Origin of the sequence: Collinsella sp. OF02-10, assembly GCF_003463445.1 — a bacterium.
Taxonomy (GTDB): Bacteria; Actinomycetota; Coriobacteriia; order Coriobacteriales; family Coriobacteriaceae; genus Collinsella.
The window spans coordinates 1-22,952 of record NZ_QSCW01000018.1; the positions used below are offsets into that span (position 1 = coordinate 1).

The 22,952-nt window shown below is 58.8% G+C and carries 19 protein-coding genes and 4 tRNA genes; all 23 read right to left on the reverse strand.

Annotated elements, in window-relative coordinates; translation table 11 throughout:
* Window positions 1–392: 392 nt before the first annotated feature.
* A tRNA-Gly gene (locus DXA43_RS08350) sits at window positions 393–468 on the reverse strand.
* A gap of 43 nt (window positions 469–511) precedes the next feature.
* Window positions 512–585, reverse strand: a tRNA-Cys gene (locus DXA43_RS08355).
* Window positions 586–619: 34 nt separating this feature from the next.
* Window positions 620–695 (reverse strand) — tRNA-Gly (locus tag DXA43_RS08360).
* A gap of 105 nt (window positions 696–800) precedes the next feature.
* Window positions 801–1,547 (reverse strand): anti-sigma factor antagonist, encoded by a 747-nt coding sequence (locus tag DXA43_RS08365; protein ID WP_117806835.1) that lies wholly within the window; start codon window positions 1,545–1,547, stop codon window positions 801–803.
* An 81-nt stretch (window positions 1,548–1,628) separates the two neighbouring features.
* Window positions 1,629–3,974, reverse strand: a complete 2,346-nt coding sequence (locus tag DXA43_RS08370; protein ID WP_117806836.1) for a GAF domain-containing SpoIIE family protein phosphatase — start codon at window positions 3,972–3,974, stop codon at window positions 1,629–1,631.
* 59 nt (window positions 3,975–4,033) lie between these two features.
* Window positions 4,034–4,123: transfer RNA gene (locus DXA43_RS08375), tRNA-Leu, on the reverse strand.
* A gap of 590 nt (window positions 4,124–4,713) precedes the next feature.
* Window positions 4,714–5,742, reverse strand: coding sequence for an ABC transporter ATP-binding protein (locus DXA43_RS08380; RefSeq protein WP_006236139.1), 1,029 nt, complete (start codon window positions 5,740–5,742; stop codon window positions 4,714–4,716).
* Window positions 5,743–6,834: an ABC transporter ATP-binding protein gene (locus tag DXA43_RS08385; protein WP_117806837.1), complete on the reverse strand. Its 1,092-nt coding sequence runs from the start codon at window positions 6,832–6,834 to the stop codon at window positions 5,743–5,745.
* A 2-nt stretch (window positions 6,835–6,836) separates the two neighbouring features.
* Window positions 6,837–7,772, reverse strand: a complete 936-nt coding sequence (locus tag DXA43_RS08390) for an ABC transporter permease (protein WP_117640785.1) — start codon at window positions 7,770–7,772, stop codon at window positions 6,837–6,839.
* Between the two features lie 14 nt (window positions 7,773–7,786).
* The gene (locus tag DXA43_RS08395; protein WP_117758574.1) at window positions 7,787–8,824 is read right to left on the reverse strand and encodes an ABC transporter permease; all 1,038 of its coding nucleotides are present in this window, start codon (window positions 8,822–8,824) and stop codon (window positions 7,787–7,789) included.
* A gap of 157 nt (window positions 8,825–8,981) precedes the next feature.
* Entirely contained in the window at window positions 8,982–10,658 is a 1,677-nt protein-coding gene (locus tag DXA43_RS08400; RefSeq protein WP_117806838.1) for an ABC transporter substrate-binding protein, read from the reverse strand.
* A gap of 290 nt (window positions 10,659–10,948) precedes the next feature.
* Window positions 10,949–11,203, reverse strand: coding sequence for a preprotein translocase subunit SecG (gene secG, locus DXA43_RS08405; protein WP_006236144.1), 255 nt, complete (start codon window positions 11,201–11,203; stop codon window positions 10,949–10,951).
* 163 nt (window positions 11,204–11,366) lie between these two features.
* Window positions 11,367–12,920, reverse strand: coding sequence for a 2,3-bisphosphoglycerate-independent phosphoglycerate mutase (gene gpmI / locus DXA43_RS08410; RefSeq protein WP_117806839.1), 1,554 nt, complete (start codon window positions 12,918–12,920; stop codon window positions 11,367–11,369).
* A gap of 5 nt (window positions 12,921–12,925) precedes the next feature.
* Window positions 12,926–13,693 (reverse strand): triose-phosphate isomerase, encoded by a 768-nt coding sequence (tpiA, locus tag DXA43_RS08415; protein WP_117806840.1) that lies wholly within the window; start codon window positions 13,691–13,693, stop codon window positions 12,926–12,928.
* Window positions 13,686–14,876 carry a phosphoglycerate kinase gene (gene pgk / locus DXA43_RS08420; RefSeq protein WP_117564871.1) on the reverse strand — a complete coding sequence of 397 codons (1,191 nt, stop codon included), beginning with the start codon at window positions 14,874–14,876 and terminating at the stop codon, window positions 13,686–13,688. Before pgk ends, tpiA begins: the two co-directional genes overlap by 8 nt.
* A 140-nt stretch (window positions 14,877–15,016) precedes the next feature.
* Window positions 15,017–16,042, reverse strand: coding sequence for a type I glyceraldehyde-3-phosphate dehydrogenase (gene gap, locus DXA43_RS08425; protein ID WP_022094880.1), 1,026 nt, complete (start codon window positions 16,040–16,042; stop codon window positions 15,017–15,019).
* Between the two features lie 193 nt (window positions 16,043–16,235).
* Window positions 16,236–17,165 (reverse strand): DNA-binding protein WhiA, encoded by a 930-nt coding sequence (gene whiA, locus DXA43_RS08430; RefSeq protein ID WP_117806841.1) that lies wholly within the window; start codon window positions 17,163–17,165, stop codon window positions 16,236–16,238.
* A gap of 6 nt (window positions 17,166–17,171) precedes the next feature.
* Window positions 17,172–18,092: an RNase adapter RapZ gene (gene rapZ, locus DXA43_RS08435; protein WP_022094878.1), complete on the reverse strand. Its 921-nt coding sequence runs from the start codon at window positions 18,090–18,092 to the stop codon at window positions 17,172–17,174.
* A gap of 101 nt (window positions 18,093–18,193) precedes the next feature.
* On the reverse strand, window positions 18,194–18,880 hold the full coding sequence (locus DXA43_RS08440) for an N-acetylmannosamine-6-phosphate 2-epimerase (protein WP_022094877.1): 687 nt from the start codon (window positions 18,878–18,880) through the stop codon (window positions 18,194–18,196).
* A gap of 70 nt (window positions 18,881–18,950) precedes the next feature.
* Window positions 18,951–19,916 (reverse strand): ROK family protein, encoded by a 966-nt coding sequence (locus tag DXA43_RS08445; protein WP_022094876.1) that lies wholly within the window; start codon window positions 19,914–19,916, stop codon window positions 18,951–18,953.
* A gap of 172 nt (window positions 19,917–20,088) precedes the next feature.
* Window positions 20,089–21,009: a dihydrodipicolinate synthase family protein gene (locus DXA43_RS08450; protein WP_089573615.1), complete on the reverse strand. Its 921-nt coding sequence runs from the start codon at window positions 21,007–21,009 to the stop codon at window positions 20,089–20,091.
* Between the two features lie 68 nt (window positions 21,010–21,077).
* Window positions 21,078–21,929 carry an acetylxylan esterase gene (locus DXA43_RS08455; protein WP_117770488.1) on the reverse strand — a complete coding sequence of 284 codons (852 nt, stop codon included), beginning with the start codon at window positions 21,927–21,929 and terminating at the stop codon, window positions 21,078–21,080.
* On the reverse strand, window positions 21,922–22,899 hold the full coding sequence (locus tag DXA43_RS08460) for an acetylxylan esterase (RefSeq protein WP_117806842.1): 978 nt from the start codon (window positions 22,897–22,899) through the stop codon (window positions 21,922–21,924). The genes DXA43_RS08455 and DXA43_RS08460 overlap by 8 nt, the downstream gene beginning before the upstream one ends.
* Window positions 22,900–22,952 lie beyond the last annotated feature (53 nt).

A 22,952-nucleotide genomic window follows, 5' to 3' on the forward strand; every position in this document is an offset into this window, starting at 1 on the left:
CACGGAGAGCATTTCCCAGTTGACAAAACTATAGGAACACCCCCCGGCCACGACAGCGAGCGGGCTCCGGGTGCCCCAAGTTGCCGCGAAAGAGGAGGGAAGCGTACTTTATGTACGCGACCGACGATTGAGGGGCAAGATGGGGTGCCCGGGGCTCGCGCAGCGTCAACAAAAAACGCGGTTCGCTAGAACCGCGTAAGATAGTTGGAGCGGACAACGGGGCGTCTGCGTATCCGCTTCGCGGATCCGCACCGGCTTCGGTCGCCTGTCGGCGTCCTCGCCAGCTCGCTACAAACGCTCCGCGTTTGCTTAACGCTCGCTCCCTCTCGGGTTCGAGCCCATACGATGGGTACGAAAAAGCCCGGCTACCGTAGTAGTCGGGCTGTTGCGTTTGGAGCGGACAACGGGGCTCGAACCCGCGACCCCAACCTTGGCAAGGTTGTGCTCTACCAACTGAGCCATGTCCGCATATGTAAAAACAAAACGGGCGCCGGAGCGCCCGGATGTTGCCTGGAGGCGAAGCCCGGATTCGAACCGGGGGTAAAGGCTTTGCAGGCCTCTGCCTTACCACTTGGCCACTTCGCCGAAAAAGGACCGCCTAAACGGTCCGGAAATGCAATGGAGCGGACAACGGGGCTCGAACCCGCGACCCCAACCTTGGCAAGGTTGTGCTCTACCAACTGAGCCATGTCCGCTTGCGGGTTATTAATTTACGCGAGTTGTCCAAAAGACGCAAGTACTTTTTTCAAAAAACTTGTCTGCCGCATGTTCTTAGTAGCTAAACGCGCTAAAGCGATTGGCTAGGCACACGATTCCAGCGCTCCGCTAAACAGCTTCACCATCTGCACGCGCGTGCCGGCGCCGTCCGTACGACGAGCAACCTCCACGTTATCGACGAGCATACGCATAAGCTTGATACCGCGGCCGCGTTCCTCGGATGCGACCGGCTCGCTCGTTTCATCGATAGAATAGCCAGCACCTTGATCAAGCACCTCAACCACAACGCGATCGCCATAGGCCTGAACCGTCAGGACGCACCCGATACCGCCCGCATGGTCATAGGCATTACCCAGTGCCTCCCCCGACGCCAATGCGACATCGTAGCGCTCGTCACGGCGCAACGGAAGCGATTCAAGGAGTTCGGCGATGCGATGTCGGTAGTATGGAAGATTCTCGATACCCTGACGGACCTCGACGCTCTTACTCCAGCGAGGCAGCTCCCCCACCGGAATGGCGGGAATAGACTCCCGTGCCGGCCCCGCGACATGAAGGATATCGACAAGACGAGCAATCTCCAAAAAGCGAACAACTTCACCTGATGCATTGACGAGCGAAAGCAGGCCTTCTCGCCTCATGAGCTCACGAGCGCGCGTAAGCAGGAATGCCAAGCCCGTCGAATCGATAAAGCTAACAGCCTGACAGTTGATGACGACACGACGCACGCCGCGGCCAATCAAAGCATCCAACCGCCGACGCAGCGCAGGCACCGTGGCGATGTCGATATCGCCTGGTGGCGTCAAAACCGCTATGTCATTCCACTCATTCATACGACCATGGTTCCCCAAAAGAGCTTGTTCGATGCATGCCTTTCCGCAACCGTGCGGATTCGGCGCGCCCAGCGTCGCTGTTTAGGACCGGCCCCGCAAAAACTCAAGGGACACTAATGCGATGTCATCGTCCAGCGCCGATTCGGTAAATCGGTCGAGCTCGCCCAAGACCTTGCCGCAGATTCCCGATACGCCCTCACCCGAGACAGAGAGCAGAAGATCACGAAGGCGCTGCTCGCCAAAGAACGCTCCGGTGCGGTCGCGGGCCTCAATCGTTCCATCCGTATACATGAAGAGCATGTCGCCAGGAGCGAACGTAAACACGCCCGTCTCGTAAACCATGCTCTCAAATGCACCGATTACGCCCGATTGGCATCCAAGCAGCTCGACCTCTCCCCCACGGGCCTCGCCGCCACCCAGCGGCATCGACTCTGGCCTGATGACCATGGTCGGAGGATGGCCCGCCGAACAATACGTTGCGCGTCCGGTTTTAAGGTCAATCTTGGCGATAAAGGCCGTCACGAACGTCTCGACCCTCGAGAAGCCCATGAGCATGCTGTTAAGGGAGCGTGCCATGCGGGCCGGTCCAGCGCCCTCCCAGGCATATGCCGTCAGGGCCGTCTTGACGAGCGCGGACATCGATGCAGCCTCAATGCCTTTGCCAGACACATCGCCCAGAATCATGACGGCGCAGTCGTCGGGAAGACGGATGAGCGTATAGAAATCGCCGCCGACCAACGCCGAGTTCGTGGCCGACAGGTACACCGAATCGGCGGCGATTCCCGGAACATCCCCCAGGGAATTTCTCATGCCAATCTGGAGGGTCTGAGCGATATGGCGCTCCTCGCGCTTTTGAGATTCGCCTTCGTAGATCAGTTCAAAGTCATGCGCCAAGTGCACCAAGTAGTCATATTCAAGATCATCAATCGGCTCTTGGCTACCATCACGAAGCAGCAGCGCACGCGTCGTCGGCCCCTTCGCAACAGAAGCAGGAACGATTGCGTCGTTACTGTGCTTGCCATCGCCCTCAGGGCGTGGGCGCCCCGCCTCGATGCCGGCGTCGACGTAGAGACCCTGGCAAGGCAGGCCATGCGCTCTAAGCCAGCCTCCCATAGGCATCGATTCGTCAACGCGAGTTATACGGACGTGTTTAAGGTCCTCGGCACTCGTGCCGCCCAAAACAGATGCCTCAAAGCCATCAGGGGCAGCCCCCAAACGTGCCGCTGGCGCCGTCGTGGAAAAGAAAAGCTTCTCGGGATCGTCCGGCAAAGCAACGCGACTGCCGCCTTCAAAATCTATGACGTAGGAATCCAGACTGGCGTCATACTCAATAGGGCAAAAATGGCAGTTGAGCATATTGCAGATCTCGGACGATACCGCCTGGGTAGCCGCGGCGGAATCGTCTAGAAAGGTAAACAACTCATCCCGCAAGACATTGAGCGAGCGGCCAAGCTCGGCCGTGCGACGGGAGCGAAGGCTCGATGCCATGCCGACCAGCTGGATAGACAGGTAATCGCAAATGACCTCAAGTACATTAACATCATAAGCGAGCGGTGCCTGGGGGCGTTTCCAACCAACTTCCAGCACGCCGAGGATCTGCGTACCGTAAAAAACGGGAAGACAGATTTCACTGCGGTACGGAGGCATATCCTGCATGCGCAACAGGTGCTTAGAACGATTATCCAGGTCCATGAACATACCGGAGGCGGCCTTATCGCCCTCAAGGTCCTGTTGAATCGACAAGCGACAGGCACGCGACTCGCGAAGAACATACGTCGGAATGCCAGCGCCATACGGCAAAAACTCGGGCAGGTAGCTGTCGAGCAGCTCCTTGGAAACACCGCGGAGCTTAAAGCCGCCGCTCTCAGAAAAATAGATAGCAGCACCCGAAGCATCGAGCGTTCCTACAAGCTGGTTCAAAACGGTATCAAGCAGGCTGGGTAACTCATCGGAGCCCACAGTGCTCATAATGACCGAGAGCGTGCCAGAGAGACGCTTGTTCGCCACTCTAAGCTCCGATAACGCACGCTTGAGTTGCCGGTCGTGAGAATACTGTTCCTCAATACTGTGAAGCGCCACCAGGACACGTGGCGCGCGGCGCCCAAAGATACGTGGAGGCGTTACGGAGCCTGCGCGAACCAATACGGGAATAAAGGAGCCATCGCTCAGCTTGAGCATCAGTTCGCTCTCGGAGCCATCAGTTTCAAATGGCAAACGATGTTCCGTTGCACGTTCAAAAGCGGACGAGTACAGGACGTCTTTAACATCTCCACCGATGACGTCGGCGCGTTCCTCGCACATCAAACCAAGTAAGCGATTATTCACATGCAGAATGGTTCCGTCGAGCTCGCAGATGATGACAGCATCGCTCGTGATCTCGACTAGTTGGGCAACGTCTGCCCACTCGTTGCGTTCAAGCGTTTCCATCGTGGACCCCACCGTCTATCGGTAACAAAAAAGCCTCCGAAGAGGCTTCTCAAATGCGATGGTGTCGGAGGCGGGACTTGAACCCGCATGACCAAAAAGCGGTCACTAGCACCTCAAGCTAGCGCGTCTGCCAATTCCGCCACTCCGACATGCTATATTGTTGATTCGCAGTTCGTTTTGTTCGACCCGCGCGTTCAACGAGGAAAATAATAACCTATGATTCGAGAACTGTGCAAGCACTTTTTTCAAAAAAGTTTACGAATTTGTAAATGCGCAGGTAGATCCGTATGCCCGGCCCCGAATCGGTGTTGCCTCCCGGCGCGTCCTCGGGCATGGGCGATATTTTGCTACGCACTTCGTGCTGCAAAATATCGCTCCCCCTGCGGAATGCGCCGGGAGGCAACACCGATTCGGGGCCTACCAACACATACTCCAGGCACAGTTCTAAAACATGTTCTGGGGCTGATGCAAATTTGGTGGCTCGGCAAAGCCGAGCCCTTATATGGGGAGGCCGGAGCCAAAGCTCCGGCCTCACTAACTTTCCTATTAGATTAAGTGAGCGATCAAGGAATCTCACTCCCCTCTGCCGCGTTAACGCAGGGCCCGCCCTGGTGTTGCTTTTCAGAACGTCCCGCAGGACGGAGGAAGCCCCGCAGCGCGTAGCGCGCAGCGGGGCTTCCGACATGTCCGAGGACGTTCTGAAAAGCAACACCAGGGCGGGCCCGAACGAGAACACCGACTACAGGTCGATGTGCGATTCCTTGATCGGGAACGGCTCGGCGAAGTGGCAGGCGCAGCAGTGACCCGGTGCGACTTCCTTAAACTCGGGAAGCTTCTCGGAGCAGATGCCCTGCGCGATCGGGCAGCGCGTGTGGAAACGGCAACCGGTCGGCGGATCCAGCGGCGACGGCGGATCGCCAGCGAGAATGATGCGCTTGCGGGTCTTCTGGATATCCGGATCGGGCACCGGCACGGCAGACAGCAGCGACTGCGTGTACGGGTGGTGCGGCTCACTGTAGAGCGTCTTCCAGTCCGAAACCTCGACCATCTTGCCCAGATACATAACGGCAACGCGATCAGAAATGTGCTGCACGACAGAGAGGTCGTGAGCAATGAAGAGATAAGCCGTACCGAACTTGTCCTGGAGCTCCTTAAGAAGGTTCAGAACCTGGGCCTGAATGGATACGTCAAGCGCAGAGACGGGCTCATCGCAGATAATCAGCTTGGGCTTGAGCGCAAAGGCGCGGGCAATGCCGACACGCTGGCGCTGGCCGCCCGAGAACTCGTGCGGATAGCGGTTGATGTGCTCGGGGTTCAGTCCGACGACGTCGAGAAGCTCGCGGACACGCTCGATACGCTCTTCCTTGGTACCCACGCCGTGAATGGTCATGGGCTCGGAGACGATCTCGCCGATGGTCATACGAGGGTTCAGCGATGCATAAGGATCCTGGAAGATAAACTGCATCTCACGACGCATATCCTTGATCTCGTGCTTGCTCATCTCGGCAACATCTTTGCCCTGGAAGAACACCTTACCTGCCGTCGGCTTCGTCAGGCGCATGATGGTGCGGCCCGTGGTGGACTTACCGCAACCAGACTCGCCGACCAGGCCAAAGGTCTCGCCCGGATAAATCTCGAACGAAATGTCATTCACAGCAGAGACGACGCGCTTGGAAAAACGCTTGGCGAACATGCCGGACTCTGCGGGGAACTCCTTAGAAAGATGCTCGACCTTCAGCAGCGGAGTGCGCTCGTTATTGTCTGCCATTTACGCCTCGCCTCCCTTCTTGGAATCCTTGCGCGTGCGGGACGTCTCAGGGGCGTTCTTGAGGAACTCGGGGTCACCGGAATAATGGCACGCAGAATAGTGGCCGGACTCGGTAACAACGCGCTCGGGGCGCTGCTTGCGGCACTTGTCCGTCGCATAGGGGCAGCGAGGAGAGAAGACGCAGCCCTCGGGCAGGTTCATGAGCGAAGGCGGGTTGCCGTGAATCGGCGTCAGCGGCTTCTTCTCATCGATGGCCTGCTCCGGGATGGAGCGGATAAGGCCCCAGGTGTAGGGATGGCGGCTCTCGTAGAAGATCTCATCAGCAGTACCGAACTCGACGGGACGGCCGGCATACATAACCATGATCTTGTCGGCCATGTCGGCGACAACGCCCAGGTCGTGAGTAATCATGATGATGGCGTTGCCGTTCTTCTCCTGCATTTCCTGCATGAGCTCAATAATCTGAGCCTGGATGGTAACGTCCAGAGCCGTCGTGGGCTCGTCGGCAATCAGAATATCGGGATCGCAGGCAAGAGCCATGGCGATCATGACACGCTGACGCATACCGCCGGAGAACTGGTGCGGATACTCGTTGACGCGCTTCTCGGGCTCGGGAATACCCACGAGGTCCAAGAGCTCGGTGGCGCGCTTGAGCGCCTCCTGCTTAGAGTAGCCACGGTGCAAGCGAAGACCCTCGCCCACCTGCTTACCGATCTTATAGACCGGGTTAAGGGAGGTCATAGGATCCTGGAAGATCATCGCGATATCGTTACCGCGAATGTGCTGCATCTCTTCCTCGGTCATCTCAAGGATAGAACGACCGCGATAGCGAACGTCACCGCCCTCAATCTTTCCCGGAGGCATCGAGATAAGGCCCATGATGGTCATGGCGGTCACGGACTTACCCGAGCCGGACTCGCCGACGACGCCCAGGGTCTCGCCGCGATCGAGCGTGTAGGACACACCGTCGACAGCGCGAACCACGCCATCCTCGGTGTGGAAATACATCTTAAGGTCATCGACCTCGAGCAGATGCTGGCCCTCGGGAACCGGCTGTTCCTTCAGGTCCACAAAGTTCTTGTTCTTCTTCATCCTTATGCGTCCTTCATCTTGACGTCGAGGGCGTCGCGCAGACCGTCACCCAGCAGGGTGAAGGCGAGCACCGTCGAGAGAATTGCCAGACCGGGCATGATCATCATCCAGGGAGCAGTCAGAAGATACTGCTGACCGTCCTGAATCATGGAGCCCCACGAAGGCGTAGGCGGGATAACGCCCATGCCGAGGAAGGACAGAGCGGACTCGGTCAGAATAGCGCCACCAATGTTCATGGTCGCGTAGACCACGATAGAAGCAACGGAGTTCGGGAAGATATGGCGCATCACGATACGCGCATCGGATGCACCCATCGCGCGAGCGGCGTCAACATAGTCGTTCTCTTTGACCGTCAGGATCGCGGATCGGAAGACGCGCGCAATCGAAGGCCAGCCGAGAATGCCGATGGCGATAAAGACATTCTGAAGACCACGACCGATAACGGCAATCATGGCAACAACGAACAGCACGTACGGGAACGCCAGGAAGATGTCCGCACAGCGCATGATGATCGTATCCCAGATGCCGCCATAGAAACCGGCCAGGGCGCCCATGACCAGACCGATCACCGTGGAGATGGCGGTGGCCATAATACCGACGGAAAGCGAAACGCGCGCGCCGTAGATAACACGGACGAGAATGTCACGACCAAGAGAGTCGGTGCCAAACGGGTGCTCGGCACACGGAGCCAGCAGCGAAGTCTCGGCCATGGTGGTCGAGTCAGAAGCCGTAGGAGAGCCGAGCCAGGGCTTAGCCCACAGATCGGCGGTCAGGGCGACCACAACAACGATGATGATCCAGCAGACACCGATAACGGCGAGCTTGTTCTTACGAAGACGCTTAAAAGCGTCGCCCCACAGCGTGCGGGACTTGGCGGGAGCAGATGCGGCCTTGGTGGCGGTAGCCTGCTCCTGAGACTGAGAATCAGTTTCCTGCATGAGACGTACCTCCCTTAGGCCTTATCCGACGGACCGCCAAGGCGGATGCGCGGGTCGAGGAATGCATAGCTAATGTCGACGAGCAGGTTGATCACCATAACGACGACAACAATGAGCGTAACGCCGCCCATAACGATGGGCCAGTCGCGCATACTAATGGCGCGGTAGACCTCGAAGCCGATGCCGGGCCAGTTAAAGACCGTCTCGGTCAGGATGGCGCCCGAAAGCATGCCGCCGAAGTCGACACCAATATAGGTAACGACGGGAATGAGTGCATTCTTAAGCGCATGCTTGATAATGATCGCGCGATTGGAGAGACCCTTGGCCTTTGCCGTACGGATGTAATCCTGGTTCATGACGTCAAGCAGCTGCGAGCGCATAATGCGGGCGGCATAAGCGGTCGAAACCGAAGCCAGCGTAATGGTCGGAAGCACATAGTGCATCCAATCCTGATACTGAGAGCTGGAACCGCCGGCACCCGAGATCGGCATGGAGAATGCACCGCCCGTGGCGTCCTTTAGAATGACGCCAAAGAACAGCTGCAGCAACATACCGAGCCAGAAGGCCGGGACGGCAACGAGAATCGACGTGGTGAGCGTTACCAAAATATCCCAGAAGGAATAACGCTTAACCGCCGAAATGATACCCGCACCGATACCCATGATTGCCTCGAGCACGATGGCGCACGCGGCAAGTTTGACCGTATACGGATACTTCTGGGCAAAGATTTCCGTAACCGGCAGCTTGCGCTGGTACGAATTGCCCAGATCGCCATGAAGCAGGCCGTTCATGTAATACAAGTAACGGTCCACGAGCGACGTTTGAACGGGGTCGCCGTTCTCGTCAAGGATCGCGTTGCCGTCCTCGTCCGTCTGGACCAGGTGATAGCGAACGCGAAGCTGAAGCTCCACCTCGGGGGACAGAGCCTTGTCTCCACCGATCAGCTTGATCGGATCTCCCGGCACGATATTCTGGAGGGCGAACAGAATCAGCGTAACGCCCAAAAACACCGGGATGAACTGAAGCACACGTTTAACGATGTACTTACCCATACCACTCCCCTATCTAGGGATTAACCTAAATGGGATGCCGATCGCCAGACCGGCATCCCAAAATTACCATCAGCCAGTTTACCCCAGGTTAGGGAGAACTGTATGTTTCCCATGAGGTCTACGTAAATACTTGACCCTCACGGAAGCTGCAAAACCCTTAGGCGAGCTCGGCGGTACCCAGATCGGCGTGCTTCTGCGGATCAACATAGAGATGCTTGACGCGGTCAGAGCCAGCGATGGTGTGCGTGTAGAACATCACCGGGATAACCGGGCAGTCAGCAGCGACCATGGCGTCGGCCTCCCGCATCTTGGCGATGCGCTCCTCGTCATCAACCGTGGTGCGGGCCTCGTCGACCTTGGCATCGAACTCGGGGTTGCTGTAACCGGAGCGGTTGTCGCCACCGAGGGAGTCGGAGTGGAACAGCGGGTACAGGAAGTTGTCCATGATCGGGTAATCGGCGATCCAGCCCAGACGGCCGAACTGATAGTTGAAGTTCTGATACTGCTCGAGCAGGGCAGACCACTCAGGGGTATCGGAGACAGCGGTAACGCCAACCTTGGCGAGGTCGCCGATGATGGACTCCATGATCTCCTTGTGACCACCGTCCTGGTTGTAGGAAAGGGTCACGCTAATGCCACGATCGCCGTTAGCGCCAGCGGGAGCGACCTTGTCGAGGTACTCGTTAGCCTTGTCGACGTCATAGGCGCAGAACTCCCATGCGCCCTCCTTGTAGCCGGCGATTCCCGGAGGAACAATACCGTCGGCGGGGGTACGGGTACCCTTGAAGATGGTCTTGCAGATGGCCTCACGGTTGATGGCCAGGGAGATGCCCCTGCGCAGGTCGGCGTTATTGAACGGCTCGGCCGTGGTGTTGCAGGTCAGATAGTACGTGGAAGGCTCGGCACCGAGCAGCATATGCTCGCCGTCACCCATGGTGTAGCCGTCCTTGGACTCGCCACGGTCCTTCTTGGCGGCGTCGATCTGAGCAACGGGAACGTCGCAGACATCGAGGTTACCGGCCTGGAACTCCTTGTAAGCGGTCTCCATGTCCTTGATGACCTGGAAGTGGATGGCGTCGATCTTTGCCTTGTCGCCATAGTAATCGTCAAACTTCTTGAGGTTGATCTCCTGGCCATCCTCCCACTTACCGTCCATCATGAACGGGCCGTTACCGACCGGGGCAAGGTAGAAGCTCTTGACATCGGACTCGGCGCACTCGGGAACCGGGGACAGAGCCGGGTGAGAGGCGACGAAGGGGAAGTCGGCGTAAGCGGAAGACAGCTTGACGACGAGGGTCTCATCGTCGGGGCAAGTAACACCGCTGAGCTCGGTAGCGTTGCCGGCAAGCAGATCGTCATAGCCCTCAACCATGGAAAGGTGATAGGAGACCTCGGAAGGACCATACTCGGTGGCGATGGCCGACTTGGTGTTGACTAGACGCTCCCAACCGAGCTTGAAGGACTTGGAGGTAACGTCGTCACCGTTGTGGAACTTAGCCTTCTTGATCTTGAAGGTGAACTCGGTGGCGTCGTCGTTAGCCTCAAAGGACTCGCAAGCCAGCGGAACGATCTCGCCCTTCTCGGGGTCGTACTCCGTCAGAGCGTCGAAGAGCTGGTACTCGACCTGAGTGCCCTGATCCTCCTGGACGTTGTAGGGGTCGATGCAGACCGGGTTGTTGATGTAGAAGTTCAGCGTCGAACCGGAGTCAGATCCGGAAGCGTCGCCGCCCTTCTTGCCGCATGCGGCAAGAAAAGCCATGGAGCTCGCAGCGAGGGTGCCGCCAACAAAGGCGCGACGACCCATAACGGGCTGGTGGAACATAGAATCAGCCATGCCATCCTCCTTATGAGATAGGACAAAGTGAATTCGGCCGGGCAACGTCGAGACAGCCCGATCGAACCATTCAAACGCGGTCCGCCGTTATGGCTGGTTATGCAGTGCGGACCAACGTTTCGCAATACAGTAGCGCATTTTATGCACAATATGGCGCTAATTCCGGTTAACGGTCGAGAATTTCTTTAGTTAGGCGAAGTATGTGGGGATATTTTGACTCTATTACAGGTCTGTAAACAAAAAGGGCCCCGCACATGCGAGACCCTTTACAAACGTATATACGCCGATGCTTAGTAGCCGACGATGCCCTGCGGGAAGAAGAACATGCACAGAACGACACACACAGCAAAAACGACGGCCATAATTACCGTCAGGCGATCGAGGTTCTGCTCCATAACGCCCGTGGCAGAGCTGGAGTTATACAGCGAGCTGGCAATCATATCCGAAACGCCGGTACCCTTACCGGAGTGCATCAGGACGAGAATCGTCAGCGCCACGGCAGAGACAGCCCAAACGACAAACAGAAGAATCTGAAACGGACCCATAGATAAGCTCCTTAATAGAACAATTCAAACTCCAGTACTGTACCACAATCCCCCGCTCTCCCCTACCTGCCACTCGGGGACGGGGCAGAAATGGCAGAAATACCAAAAGGGGGTTGCCCGAATATGGGCAACCCCCTCGCATGAAAACGCTTGGAGTTTTCTCTTAGGCCTCGGTGGCGAGCACGCGACCCGTCATCTCGGCGGAAGGCTCAATACCAGCCATGGTGAGCATGGTCGGAGCGATATCGGAAAGACGGCCGTCCTCGATACCGGTGAGCTGGGCCTTCTCATCAACGATGATGAACGGCACACGGTTGGTGGTGTGAGCCGTAAACGGATGCTTGGAACCATCGGAAGCGACGTCAAACATGTGGTCGGCGTTGCCATGGTCGGCGGTAATCAGCGCAAAGCCGCCCTTGGCGAGAATCGCCGGGACAACCTTGGACAGAGCATCGTCAACAGCCTCGACGGCCTTAACGGCGGCGTCGAAGACACCGGTGTGACCAACCATGTCGCAGTTCGCGAAGTTCACGATGTAGAAATCAGCGCGATCCTCGTTGATTGCGGCGACGAGCTTCTCGGTAACCTCGGGAGCGCTCATCTCGGGCTGCAGATCGTAGGTAGCAACCTTAGGGGAAGCGACGAGCACGCGCTCCTCGCCCTCCTTGGGCTCCTCGATGCCGCCGTTGAGGAAGAACGTCACGTGGGCGTACTTCTCGGTCTCGGCGGTGTGCAGCTGCTTCAGGCCATTGGCAGCGATAACGTCGGCCAGAACGTTCTCGGGGAACGTCTTGGGGAAGGCGACCTCGACGTCAAACGTCGGATCGTACTCGGTCATCGTCACAAAGTGCGAAAGCTTGATCTGTTCGCGCTCAAAGCCGTCGAACTCCTTGTCCGTGAACACGCGGGTCATCTGACGAGCGCGGTCGGGACGGAAGTTGAAGAAGATGGCCGCGTCGCCCTCGTGGATGCCCTCGTTGTGGGCAGCGAAGGGCTCGACGAACTCGTCGCCGCGCGGGTCCTTCTCGTAGTAGGCCTTGATACCGGCCACGGGATCGGTATCGGCATCGGATGCATTGACCATGACGTCGTAGGCGCGCTGGATGCGCTCCCAACGGTTGTCGCGGTCCATGGCCCAATAGCGGCCCGAAACGGTGGCGACGCGAGCGTCGCAACCGGTCTCCTCGGAAATCTTAGCCAGGAAGGCGCAGAACTCGCTCATGTAGCCGGCACCGGACTGCGGGTCGACATCGCGACCATCCATAAAGGCGTGGACGCGAACGGTCTTGACGCCATGCTGGGCAGCCATCTTGACCAGGGCCTCGACATGGTTCATGTGAGAATGAACGCCGCCAGGGCTCATAAGGCCCATGAGGTGCAGGGTCTTGCCTTCGGCCTTGACATCGTCCATGGTCTTGACGAAGACCTCGTTCTTGGCGATAGAGCCGTCCTTGATGGCATTGTTGATGCGCGAAAGCTCCTGGAACACGATGCGGCCGGCACCGATGTTGAGGTGGCCTACCTCGGAGTTGCCCATCTGACCGTTGGGAAGGCCCACGTCCTCGCCCGAAGCACCGAGCGTGGTGTGGGGATACTGAGCGTACAGGCTATCAAGGAAGGGCGTCTTGGCAGCGGCGACGGCGTTCTCGCCATCGGCCGGAGCTAGGCCACAGCCGTCCATGATGATCAGAAGTGCAGGAAGATGACGCTGTGCCATATGTCCTACTCGCCTGCCTTAACGACCATAGAGGCGAAGTCGGCAGCCTTGAGCGAAGCGCCGCCCACGAGGGCGCCGTCAACGTCGGGCTTGGCGACGAGCTCGGCGATGTTGCCGGGCTTCGCGGAACCGCCGTAGAGAACGCGGATGCCGTTGGCGAGCTCCTCGCCGAACATCTCCTTGAGGGTCTCACGGATAGCGCCGCAGACCTCTTGAGCGTCCTCGGCGGTAGCGGTCTTGCCGGTGCCGATAGCCCAGATGGGCTCGTAGGCGACAACGACCTGCTTGGGGCAAGTGATCTCGAGACCCTCGAGACCAGCCTTGACCTGGTTCACGACGTGCTCGACATAGGTGCCAGCCTCGCGGACCTCGAGGGACTCGCCGCAGCAGAAGACGGGAACAAGACCGGCGGCAACGAGGGCCTTGGCCTTCTTGTTCTGGTCCTCGTCGGTCTCATGGAAGTAGTCGCGACGCTCGGAGTGACCGATGATGCAGTAGGTGCAGCCAGCAGACTTGAGCATGTCGCAAGAGGACTCACCGGTGAAGGCACCCTGGGCCTCCCAGTACACGTTCTGTGCACCGAGGGCGATGGGGGCAGCCTGAATGCGGTCATGAACCGTGGTGATGTCAATGGTCGGAGGGCAGACGAGCACCTCGACGCCAGCCGGAACCTCGGGTAGAGCCTGAGCCAGCTCGTCGGCGAGCTTGGCGGCCTCGGCGACGTCGTTGTTCATCTTCCAGTTACCAGCGATAAGAAGAGTGCGATTAGGCATCGAGAAGCGCCTCCACTCCGGGCAGAGCCTTACCCTCGACGAGCTCCATGGAAGCGCCACCACCGGTGGAGATCCAGCTCATCTTGTCGGCCAGGTTGAACTTGTTGACAGCTGCGACAGAGTCGCCGCCGCCGATGATCGAGGTGCAGTCGGCCTCGGCAACAGCCTCGGCGATAGCCTGGGTGCCGTGAGCGAAGTTATCGAACTCGAAGACGCCCATGGGGCCATTCCAGAACACGGTCTTGGCGCCCTTGACAGCCTCGGCGTAGAGCTCCTCGGTCTTGGGGCCGATGTCCATGCCCTCACGATCGTCGGGGATAGCGTCGGAAGCGACAACCTCGGGGACAGCGTCCTCGCCAAAGTGATCGGCAACGCGGTTGTCGATGGGGAGCAGGATCTTAACGCCCTTCTCCTCGGCCTTCTTGAGCATCTCGCCAGCGCGCTCGACCCAGTCCTCTTCCTTGAGGGACTGACCGACGGTCAAGCCCTGAGCCAGGAAGAAGGTGTAGGCCATGCCGCCACCGATGATCAGGGTGTCAGCGGAGTCGATGAGGTGATCGAGAACGCCGATCTTGGAGGAAACCTTGGAACCGCCGACGATAGCGACGAAGGGACGCTCGGGCTCGGCGAAGATGCCGGTCAGCGTGTCGACCTCCTTCTCGAGCAGGAAGCCGGCGACGGCAGGCAGGTAAGCGGCGGGGCCCACGACGGAACCCTGGGCGCGGTGAGCGGTGCCGAAGGCATCGAGAACGAAGACGTCACCATAGGAAGCAAGCTTCTTGGCGATCTCGGGATCGTTCTTCTTCTCACGCTTATCGAAGCGGACGTTCTCGAGAACGAGAACCTTGCCCGGCTCGACGGCAGCGACAGCCTCGGCAGCCTTCTCGCCGTAGGTGTCGGCGACAAAGGCAACGTCGAGACCAGAGAGCTCGGCGAGCTTCTTGGCGACGGGCTCGAGGGACAGCTCGGGCTGGAAGCCGGTGCCATCGGGACGGCCGAGGTGGCTCATGAGGATGACGCGAGCGTTGTGCTCAACGAGATAGTTGATGGTGGGCAGGGCAGCCTTGATACGGGTGGTGTCGCCAACGACGCCATCCTTGATAGGCACGTTGAAGTCAACGCGGACGAGAACGCGCTTGCCGTCGACATCGATGTCGCGGACGGTCTTCTTGGTAAAGGCCATGTTTGCTTCTACCTTTCGTACGTGTCTGCCTCCCATTACGGCAGACGATTTCCTATAAAAAGGGCGCGACCCTAGGGTGTAAGCCCTATAAGGCCGCGCCCTTCTTTAGACGCTCAACGAGCTATTCGCTAAAAGCTAAATTAAGCAACGAACTTCTCGAAGTACTTGATGGTGCGGACCATCTGAGAGGTGTAAGAGTTCTCGTTGTCGTACCAAGAGGTGACCTGAACGAGGGTCTGGCCGTTGCCGAGGTCAGAGCACATGGTCTGAGTGGCGTCGAAGATGGAGCCGTGGGTCTCGCCGATGATGTCGGTGGAGACGATGTCGTCCTCGTTGTAACCGAAGGTCTCGGAGATGGTGGCAGCGTAGGCCTTCATAGCGGCGTTAACCTCGTCGACGGTGACCTTCTTGTCAACGACAGCGTAGAGGTTGGTGATGGAGCCGGTCGGCGTCGGGACGCGCTGGGCGGCACCGATGAGCTTACCGTTGAGCTCGGGGAGAACCAGGCCGATAGCCTTGGCAGCACCGGTGGTGTTGGGGACGATGTTGACGGCGCAGGCGCGGCTACGACGCTTGTTGCCCTTGCGCTGCGGGCCGTCGAGCGGCATCTGGTCGCCGGTCCAGGCGTGAATGGTGGTCATAATGCCGGACACGATGGGAGCGAAGTCGTTCAGACCCTTGGCCATCGGGGCGAGGCAGTTGGTGGTGCAGGAAGCAGCGGAGATGATGTTGTCCTCAGCGGTCAGCGTCTCGTGGTTGACGTTGTACACGATGGTGGGCAGATCGCTGCCGGCCGGAGCGGAGATGACGACCTTCTTGGCGCCAGCGTTGATGTGGGCCTGAGCCTTAGCCTTGCTGGTGTAGAAGCCGGTGCACTCGAGAACGACGTCGACGTCGAGGTCGCCCCAAGGCAGGTTGTTGGCGTCGGCCTCCTTGTAGATCTTGATCTCCTTGCCGTCAACGGTGATGGAATCCTCGCCAGCAACGACCTCGTGATCGCGAGCGTAGTTGCCCTGCGTGGAGTCGTACTTCAGCAGGTAAGCGAGCATATCGGGAGAGGTGAGGTCGTTGATAGCGACAATCTCGGAGCCCTCATGACCGAACATCTGACGGAAAGCCAGACGACCGATGCGACCGAAGCCGTTAATAGCAACCTTTACTGCCATTGTGTCTCCTTTCGTAAGGCCCCCGCAAGCTACAGCGCCCGCCGTTGAGGCCCACAAACTAACCACTCGCCTAATATACCTTTTTTTTGACTTGAATTTCACGAGAATGCTCGAAATTGAAAATCAAATTTACGTTAAAACGTTTTAAAGAATAAAATAGCAGCTAAATCCGTATATACGTCAATACTTTAAACTACTTGTTTGCTTCAATGAGCTTTTCAAGACGTAAAACACGATGGTAGAGGGCCGACTTCGACAAGGGAGGGTCAGCCATCTCCCCTAAATCACGCAGCGACAGATCGGGATAGCGCTCGCGCAGGTCGCAAAAGACCGCCAAGGCATCCGGAAGCGCATCGCGAAGGCCGCGCTGCTCGAGCTCATCGATAAGCGCAAGCTGATGTTGGGCAGCACCGGCGCTTCTGGTCTGGTTGGCGAGCTCGGCGTTCACGCGACGGTTCACATCGTTCTTAACCAACTTGACCGCGCGCGCCTCCTCAATCTCGGCAACGCTGCGCTTGGCACCAATCAGCTTTAATAAATGCTCGATTTCCTCGGCGCTCTTAATGTACACGGCATATGACCCCCGCCGCGCATTAACACGAGCATGGACCCCAATCTGCCCCAACAGGTCGCAAAGCCCCTTGGCATATTGCTCGCCCTGCACCGCGATCTCCAAATGAAAATCGCCGCGTGGATCGGCCACGAAGCCGCCCGCGATGAGCGCGCCGCGGATGTAGGCAAGCCTGCAGCAGGGACGGGCAACGATGTGTCGGGGAACACCAGCAACGAGCCCTCCCCTGCGGTCTAGAATGCCCAGCAGCACCAGAGCCTTGTCCAGGTCGGGTTGATCGGGCAGGGTAATGAGATAGTTACGGACCTTATGCAAGACCGATTTACGAACGGTGAATTCCGTTTTGAGCTTAAGGATGCGATGCGTCAGCGTGATCATCGTGCGCGCGACGGCTCCCGTCTCGGTCGCGACCGTCAAACGATACCGCCCGGAGCCGGCCAACGAAAGCGTACCGCTCACACGCGTCAGGGCGGCAAGCGTCGACAAATCGCAGTATTCACATTCGGGTTCGCAGCGCGCAAGCTCGTCGCGCACCTCAGCGGTAAACGACATGCAGGCCTATGCCTTCGTGTTGGCGCGCGACAGGTCGCGGTGGGAGATGCTCACGTGATACTGGGCGCCTTCCAGGTAACGGGCCGTGGCCTCGGCAATGGCGACGCTACGGTGCTGTCCGCCCGTGCAGCCGATGGCGATAGAAAGCTGCGGCTTACCCTCCGCGATATAGCCCGGCATCACCGTATCGAGCAGCTGCGTCCAGGCCTTCCAGAACTCCTGGGTCTTGGGATGGTCCAGAACAAAGTCGGAGACTTTCTTATCGAGACCGGTCATGGTACGCATCTCGGGATCGTAGAACGGATTGGGCAGGAAGCGGACGTCGATCATAATGTCCGCCTCGACGGGCATGCCGTGCTTAAAGCCAAACGAGAACACATGGACGTCCATGAGCTGTTGGTCGGACAGTTCGGAAAATGCCATACGTAGCTTGTTGCGCAGCGCAGAGGTGCGCAGACGGCTCGTGTCGATAATCATATCGGCTCGATCGCGCACGCCCTGCAGCTGAAGGCGCTCGCGCTGAATGGCATCGGCCGTAGTCTCCCCCGGTTTGGCAATGGGATGACGGCGGCGGTTTTCGCTGTAGCGACGAATCAGCACCTCGTCAGAAGCCTCTAGGAACACGATGTCGCAGCTCATCTCGCGTTCTTCGAGCGCGGCGACCGCATCGAGCAACTCGTCAAACAGTCCCTGGCTACGCAAATCGCAGGTGACGGCGAGATGCCTGCCCACGCCCGTATTGATGCCGACGAGCTCGGCAAGCTGGGCGATCAGACGCGGAGGCAGGTTATCGATGCAAAAATAGCCCATGTCCTCGAACACGTGCATGGCCTGCGTGCGGCCCGATCCGGACATTCCGGTGATGATGACGATATCGGGGATGCGCTCCGAGCGCTCCGCCGCATCCATGGCATCTCCCTTTTGCATGTGTTGCCTCCCGAAAACAAGCGCGGGACCCAGCAACCCGGATCCCGCGCGGTCAATTGCCTATATTGAGTATACCGCCCCGAGCGGATACGAGGCCTGTCTTACGCCTCAAGCGCAGCCTTGAACCAACTCGTAATACTCGTGGGATGCGTGATGGCAGTGCCGACGACAACGGCCCAAGCGCCAGCATCGATCGCGGCGCGAGCCTCCTCGGGCGTGTGCACACGGCCCTCGCAGATGATGGGAAGACCGGGGAATTCCTCGGTCGCCTGACGCAGAAGCGGAAGATCGGGGCCATCGGCCATGGTGCAGTCGATGGCGGCGACACCATGAGAAAGCGTGGTGGATACAAGGTCGAAGCCCATATCAACCGCACGGCGAATGTCCTCGATGGTGGCACAATCCGCCATCAGGAGCACACCCTCCTCGTGCAGCGGACGGAAGGTGTCCTCGACGGTCTTGCCATCGGGACGCGGACGATCGGTGGCATCGATCGCCACGATATCGGCACCCGCGGCAACGCAGGCGCGAGCGTGACGCAGCGTCGGCGTGATGTAAACGCCCTCGTGCCCATCCTTCCACAGGCCGATAACAGGAACCTCACAGCGACCCTTAATGGCGGCAATGTCGGCAAGGCCCTGACAGCGAATGGCGGCGGCGCCGCCAAGCTCGCAAGCGCGAGACATTTGAGCCATGGTCTCGGGCGTACGAAGCGGCTCGCCCATATACGCCTGAACGCTCACGACGAGCTTGCCCTTCAGGGATTGAATCAAAGGATCGACGGTCATAAGGCTGCAACCTTTCTCAGAACAGCCTCCCGAGGCGTGTTGTCTCGGGAGGCTCCTACAGCAGATACGTTTACTTCAACGAGGCAAGAAGATGCTCAGCGGCACCGATGAGCGGAGCATCGCCCTCCAGAGAACCGATGAGGATCGGCGTGTCCTGAAGCGGATCGAGCGCCTGGCTGGCATAGCCCTCGTGCACCGAATCCTTCCACGTCTGCGAACGCCAATCGGGACCTTGGTGAATCACGCCGCCCGAAAGCACGATGACCTCAGGGTCCAGGATGTTAGCGAGCGAGCCCAAGCTGGCACCCAACGCAAAGCCGGCATCATGGATGACCTCGGTCGCCTTTGCGTCGCCTGCACGGCACAGGTCGTTCACATCGCGACCGACCGAAGGACGGCTGGGGTCGACACGGCCAAAGCGCTCATCGTACATACGACCAATGGAAGTGCCCGAAGCAACCGACTCCAGATGGCCGGAACGCCCGCAGGCGCAGGGAATGCCGGCGGCAGCCGAGCACTCGATGTGGCCCATATGGCCAGCAGCACCATGGAAGCCCTGCATCACGCGGCCGTTCTCGACATATGCGCCGCCGATGCCCGTACCGATGCCAAGACACAAGACGGAGAACTTGCCCTTGCCGACGCCCCAGTGGGCCTCGCCCAGAGCATGAGCTTGCACGTCGCCTACAACGGCAACGGGAAGACCGAGATCCTCGCGCAGACGCGGCCCCAACTGAACGCCGGACCAGCCGGGCATGATCTCATTGGCATACGCGATGGCGCCCGTCTTGGGATCGACGACGCCGGCGGCACCGATACCGACGCCAAGGACCTCGACATCGGGATTCGCCTCGAGAGCAGCCTTGATGGACGCCTCGATACGCTGGAAGACGGCCTCGCCGCCCTCTTGGGCCTCGGTGGGAACCTCGGCCTCAAAAACGGGATGGGGCACACTACCGTCAGCCGGGTACTCCATGATGGCAGTCGCGATCTTAGTTCCGCCGATATCGACAGAACAGACGTACTTGTTCTCCATGTCGCTCTCCTTCGGAGATAAAAAACAACTATAGGAAATGCGCCGTCAGGCTAGCCGTCACAGCGCAGTAAAGGTTTTCCTGGTGCCCAAGATCGCCGAGAAACCGTGTGGCCATTGACCTAATAGTCATGGCCACACGGTTGAACGGCGAGGTCGGGTGCCTGGGAAAGCTTTACAGGAGGCCGTTGTCCTGGAGGACCTTCCTAATAGCCTCGACGTTCTCGCCGGTCATGGCCTTCACCGGGCGCGGCATGGTCGGGCTGTCGAAGATACCCATGAGGTTCATAGCGGTCTTGAAGGCGCCGACGCCACCGGCATAGCCCTGGACGCCCGAGGTGACATCCCAGATGTGCGAAATCTCATTGAGGCGATCCTGCTCGGCCTTGACGGTAGCCCAGTCACCAGCCTGAGCGGCCTTCCACTGACGAACGTAGCCCTCGGGCTCAACGTTGGCGAGACCCGGGACAGAGCCGTCGGCGCCACCGAGGTAAGCGCCGTCGACAACAACCTCGTGGCCGGTGAGGATGCTCATCGGATGGCCGTTCTTCTCGTTCTCCTGAACGAGGTAGCGGAACGAGATGTCATCACCCGAGGAATCCTTGACGCCAGCAAGGACGCCCTCGGCGCCGAGCTTGGCAAGGAGCTTCCAGGGGAGCTTGGTGTGAACGCAGACGGGGATATCATAGGCAAAGATGGGCAGGTCAAGCTCCTCGTGCAGGATGCGGAAGTGCTCCTCGACCTCGGTCATGCCCTGCAGGGCATAGAACGGGCAGGTGGCGACGAGGGCATCGGCGCCCAGCTCCTGAGCGACCTTGCCGTGCTCAATCATGCGCTCGGTCTCGGTATCGATGATGCCGACCAGAACAGGCACGCGGTGGTCGACGATGCGGACGGCCTCGGCGATGATCTGGCGACGACGCTCGTCGGTGGAGAAAACGACCTCACCCGAAGAGCCCAAGAAGAACAGGCCATCGACGCCGGCATCGATCATGCGGTTGATGCTGCGCTCAAAGGAGGCAACATCGAGCTGGTGATCTTCGGTATCGGGAACAACGACGGGAGGGATAACGCCGGTGAATTTCTGAGTTGCCACAAGAATCTCCTTAGTTGTCTGGCGGGCGGCCCTATGCCACCCACTCTTGTTGGCAGTGTCCAGGCCGTCTAGGCCAAAGAACACGAGTGGAACGTTTGGTTAAAAAAGTCTACGACTTCGTTTTCGAACGCATTGATGCGCTCGTGAGCGTATTTTGCATAGATGATATGCCTCCGGTCACACTCAAGACCGTTGAATACGGCAAACTGATCCTTGGGATCGCTCACGGTATCCATAAGCGATGTGCCCATGAGCACCGATCCGCGCACCCGAGACGACAGCACCTCGAGGCCGCCAGGAAGCGGATTGGCAACCGCCGTGCGGGCGAGGCCCCGCTCGTCCAGAGCAGAAACCGCCAGCGCGACTCCGCCGCCAAGACCCTCGCCCCATGCAAAGATGCGGTCGGGGTCCATGCCATCAAGATTGCGCGCGACCTCCGCCAACGCGCAGCCCCAACGGACGCGCCTGACAAAAGCAGGCGAGGTAATCCCCTGCCGCAGATCGCTGGGTCCAATCGCCTCATCGTCCAGCGCAAGCACGGCATATCCCATGGCCGCAAACCTCGTCATGTGATGCCATCCCCGCACGGGTCGGTCGATGTCGTGAAACATCAGACATAGCGGCACAAGCTCGGATGCTCGGGCGCGACCGGCAGGCTCGATCAAACGTGCGTGGACCACATCGCCACCAAGCTCAAAGGAAACCTCGGAGTAGCGGGCATACGGATTGGCGAAATCGATCGCCGTAATGGCCAGGCCTTGAATCTCAAGATTCATAGCACATGTCTCCAAATCAGAAACATCTGCCTGAACATCACCGTGCCAGTCCCGATATTCAGAGAGCCTTGACGAAACCGTCCCGGGAATCCCCACAAGGTCGGGGACAATCAGCTCGCCGACATTGCTCTCGCACTTAGACATGAGCCTCCCCTCCCTTGCAGAAAAACGGAATGATCAGATCGTCAAAATCCTGAATCTCCTCGTGGCCAAAGCCTTCAAAGAACTCATGACGCTTTTCACAGGTCAGGTTGTTATAGACCGCAAACTGCGTCGCTGGCGGACAGACGGTATCGGCTGTGCCGGTGCCAAACAGCACGGGGCATTTGACCATAGGGGCAAAGTTCTTGGAATCGATGTACGCCAGCTTGGCATAGGCTTCGTCGATACGAGTCGAGTCCTCGTCAAACCAGCGAGACCAATAGCGCAGGCCCTCGTAGGCAATGTCGTCGGCATCCAAGTCCCAGACCAGGCGGAAATCCGACAGGAAGGGATAGAGGATGGCGGCGCGATTGATAAGCTCGCTGTTAAGTGCACAGGTCGCAATGCCCAAACCGCCGCCCTGCGACGCGCCGTTCACAAACACACGGGCAAGATTGATGCCCTCGAGCTCGCGAACGATGCGACACAGGATGCGAATATTTTGGTGCAAGCGGACATAGTAGAGGTTGGCCGGGTCGCCGTCGATACCGGCGACGATATGGCCCGCGACCGTTGTGCCCTCAAATCCACCAATGTCCTCGGAGGGACCTCCTTGACCGGGGCAGTCGAGGGCGATGAGTGCCATGCCCATGCCCGCAAACGACGCCTGCTCAAACCAGCTGCGGCTTGCACCCGGATATCCATGGAACTGAAGTACCAATGGCACGGGCTCGTCCGAGACGGGTTTAAGGTACTTGGCATGCAGGCGAGCGCCACACATGCCGGTATACCAGAGGTCGAAAAGCTGGCAGGTCACGGCATCTGTGACCGATGCCGTCTCGATCGCATAGTCAAGCCCGACCGCGTCGGCCTCGGCCATGCGATCCTTCCAAAAGAGATCGAAATCTGATGGACGGGGCATGGCGCCTCGATATTCACCAAATTGATGTTGTAGCTCCTGAGCACTTGGCATGGCTCGTGAACCCAACCTTTCGAAATCGCAACGGAGGTGCGCCCGGCAAGGGA

Coding starts and splice junctions, on each gene's coding strand:
- whiA (WP_117806841.1), bottom strand. CDS start 17,165: ATGTCGTTTACCGCTGAGGTGCGCGACGAGCTTGCGCGCTGCGAACCC.
- DXA43_RS08445 (WP_022094876.1), bottom strand. CDS start 19,916: ATGGAGAACAAGTACGTCTGTTCTGTCGATATCGGCGGAACTAAGATC.
- DXA43_RS08365 (WP_117806835.1), bottom strand. CDS start 1,547: ATGAATGAGTGGAATGACATAGCGGTTTTGACGCCACCAGGCGATATC.
- DXA43_RS08395 (WP_117758574.1), bottom strand. CDS start 8,824: ATGGGTAAGTACATCGTTAAACGTGTGCTTCAGTTCATCCCGGTGTTT.
- tpiA (WP_117806840.1), bottom strand. CDS start 13,693: ATGCCTAATCGCACTCTTCTTATCGCTGGTAACTGGAAGATGAACAAC.
- gap (WP_022094880.1), bottom strand. CDS start 16,042: ATGGCAGTAAAGGTTGCTATTAACGGCTTCGGTCGCATCGGTCGTCTG.
- DXA43_RS08390 (WP_117640785.1), bottom strand. CDS start 7,772: ATGCAGGAAACTGATTCTCAGTCTCAGGAGCAGGCTACCGCCACCAAG.
- DXA43_RS08385 (WP_117806837.1), bottom strand. CDS start 6,834: ATGAAGAAGAACAAGAACTTTGTGGACCTGAAGGAACAGCCGGTTCCC.
- gpmI (WP_117806839.1), bottom strand. CDS start 12,920: ATGGCACAGCGTCATCTTCCTGCACTTCTGATCATCATGGACGGCTGT.
- DXA43_RS08455 (WP_117770488.1), bottom strand. CDS start 21,929: ATGTCTAAGTGCGAGAGCAATGTCGGCGAGCTGATTGTCCCCGACCTT.
- DXA43_RS08440 (WP_022094877.1), bottom strand. CDS start 18,880: ATGACCGTCGATCCTTTGATTCAATCCCTGAAGGGCAAGCTCGTCGTG.
- DXA43_RS08400 (WP_117806838.1), bottom strand. CDS start 10,658: ATGGCTGATTCTATGTTCCACCAGCCCGTTATGGGTCGTCGCGCCTTT.
- DXA43_RS08460 (WP_117806842.1), bottom strand. CDS start 22,899: ATGCCAAGTGCTCAGGAGCTACAACATCAATTTGGTGAATATCGAGGC.
- secG (WP_006236144.1), bottom strand. CDS start 11,203: ATGGGTCCGTTTCAGATTCTTCTGTTTGTCGTTTGGGCTGTCTCTGCC.
- DXA43_RS08370 (WP_117806836.1), bottom strand. CDS start 3,974: ATGGAAACGCTTGAACGCAACGAGTGGGCAGACGTTGCCCAACTAGTC.
- pgk (WP_117564871.1), bottom strand. CDS start 14,876: ATGGCCTTTACCAAGAAGACCGTCCGCGACATCGATGTCGACGGCAAG.
- DXA43_RS08380 (WP_006236139.1), bottom strand. CDS start 5,742: ATGGCAGACAATAACGAGCGCACTCCGCTGCTGAAGGTCGAGCATCTT.
- rapZ (WP_022094878.1), bottom strand. CDS start 18,092: ATGCAAAAGGGAGATGCCATGGATGCGGCGGAGCGCTCGGAGCGCATC.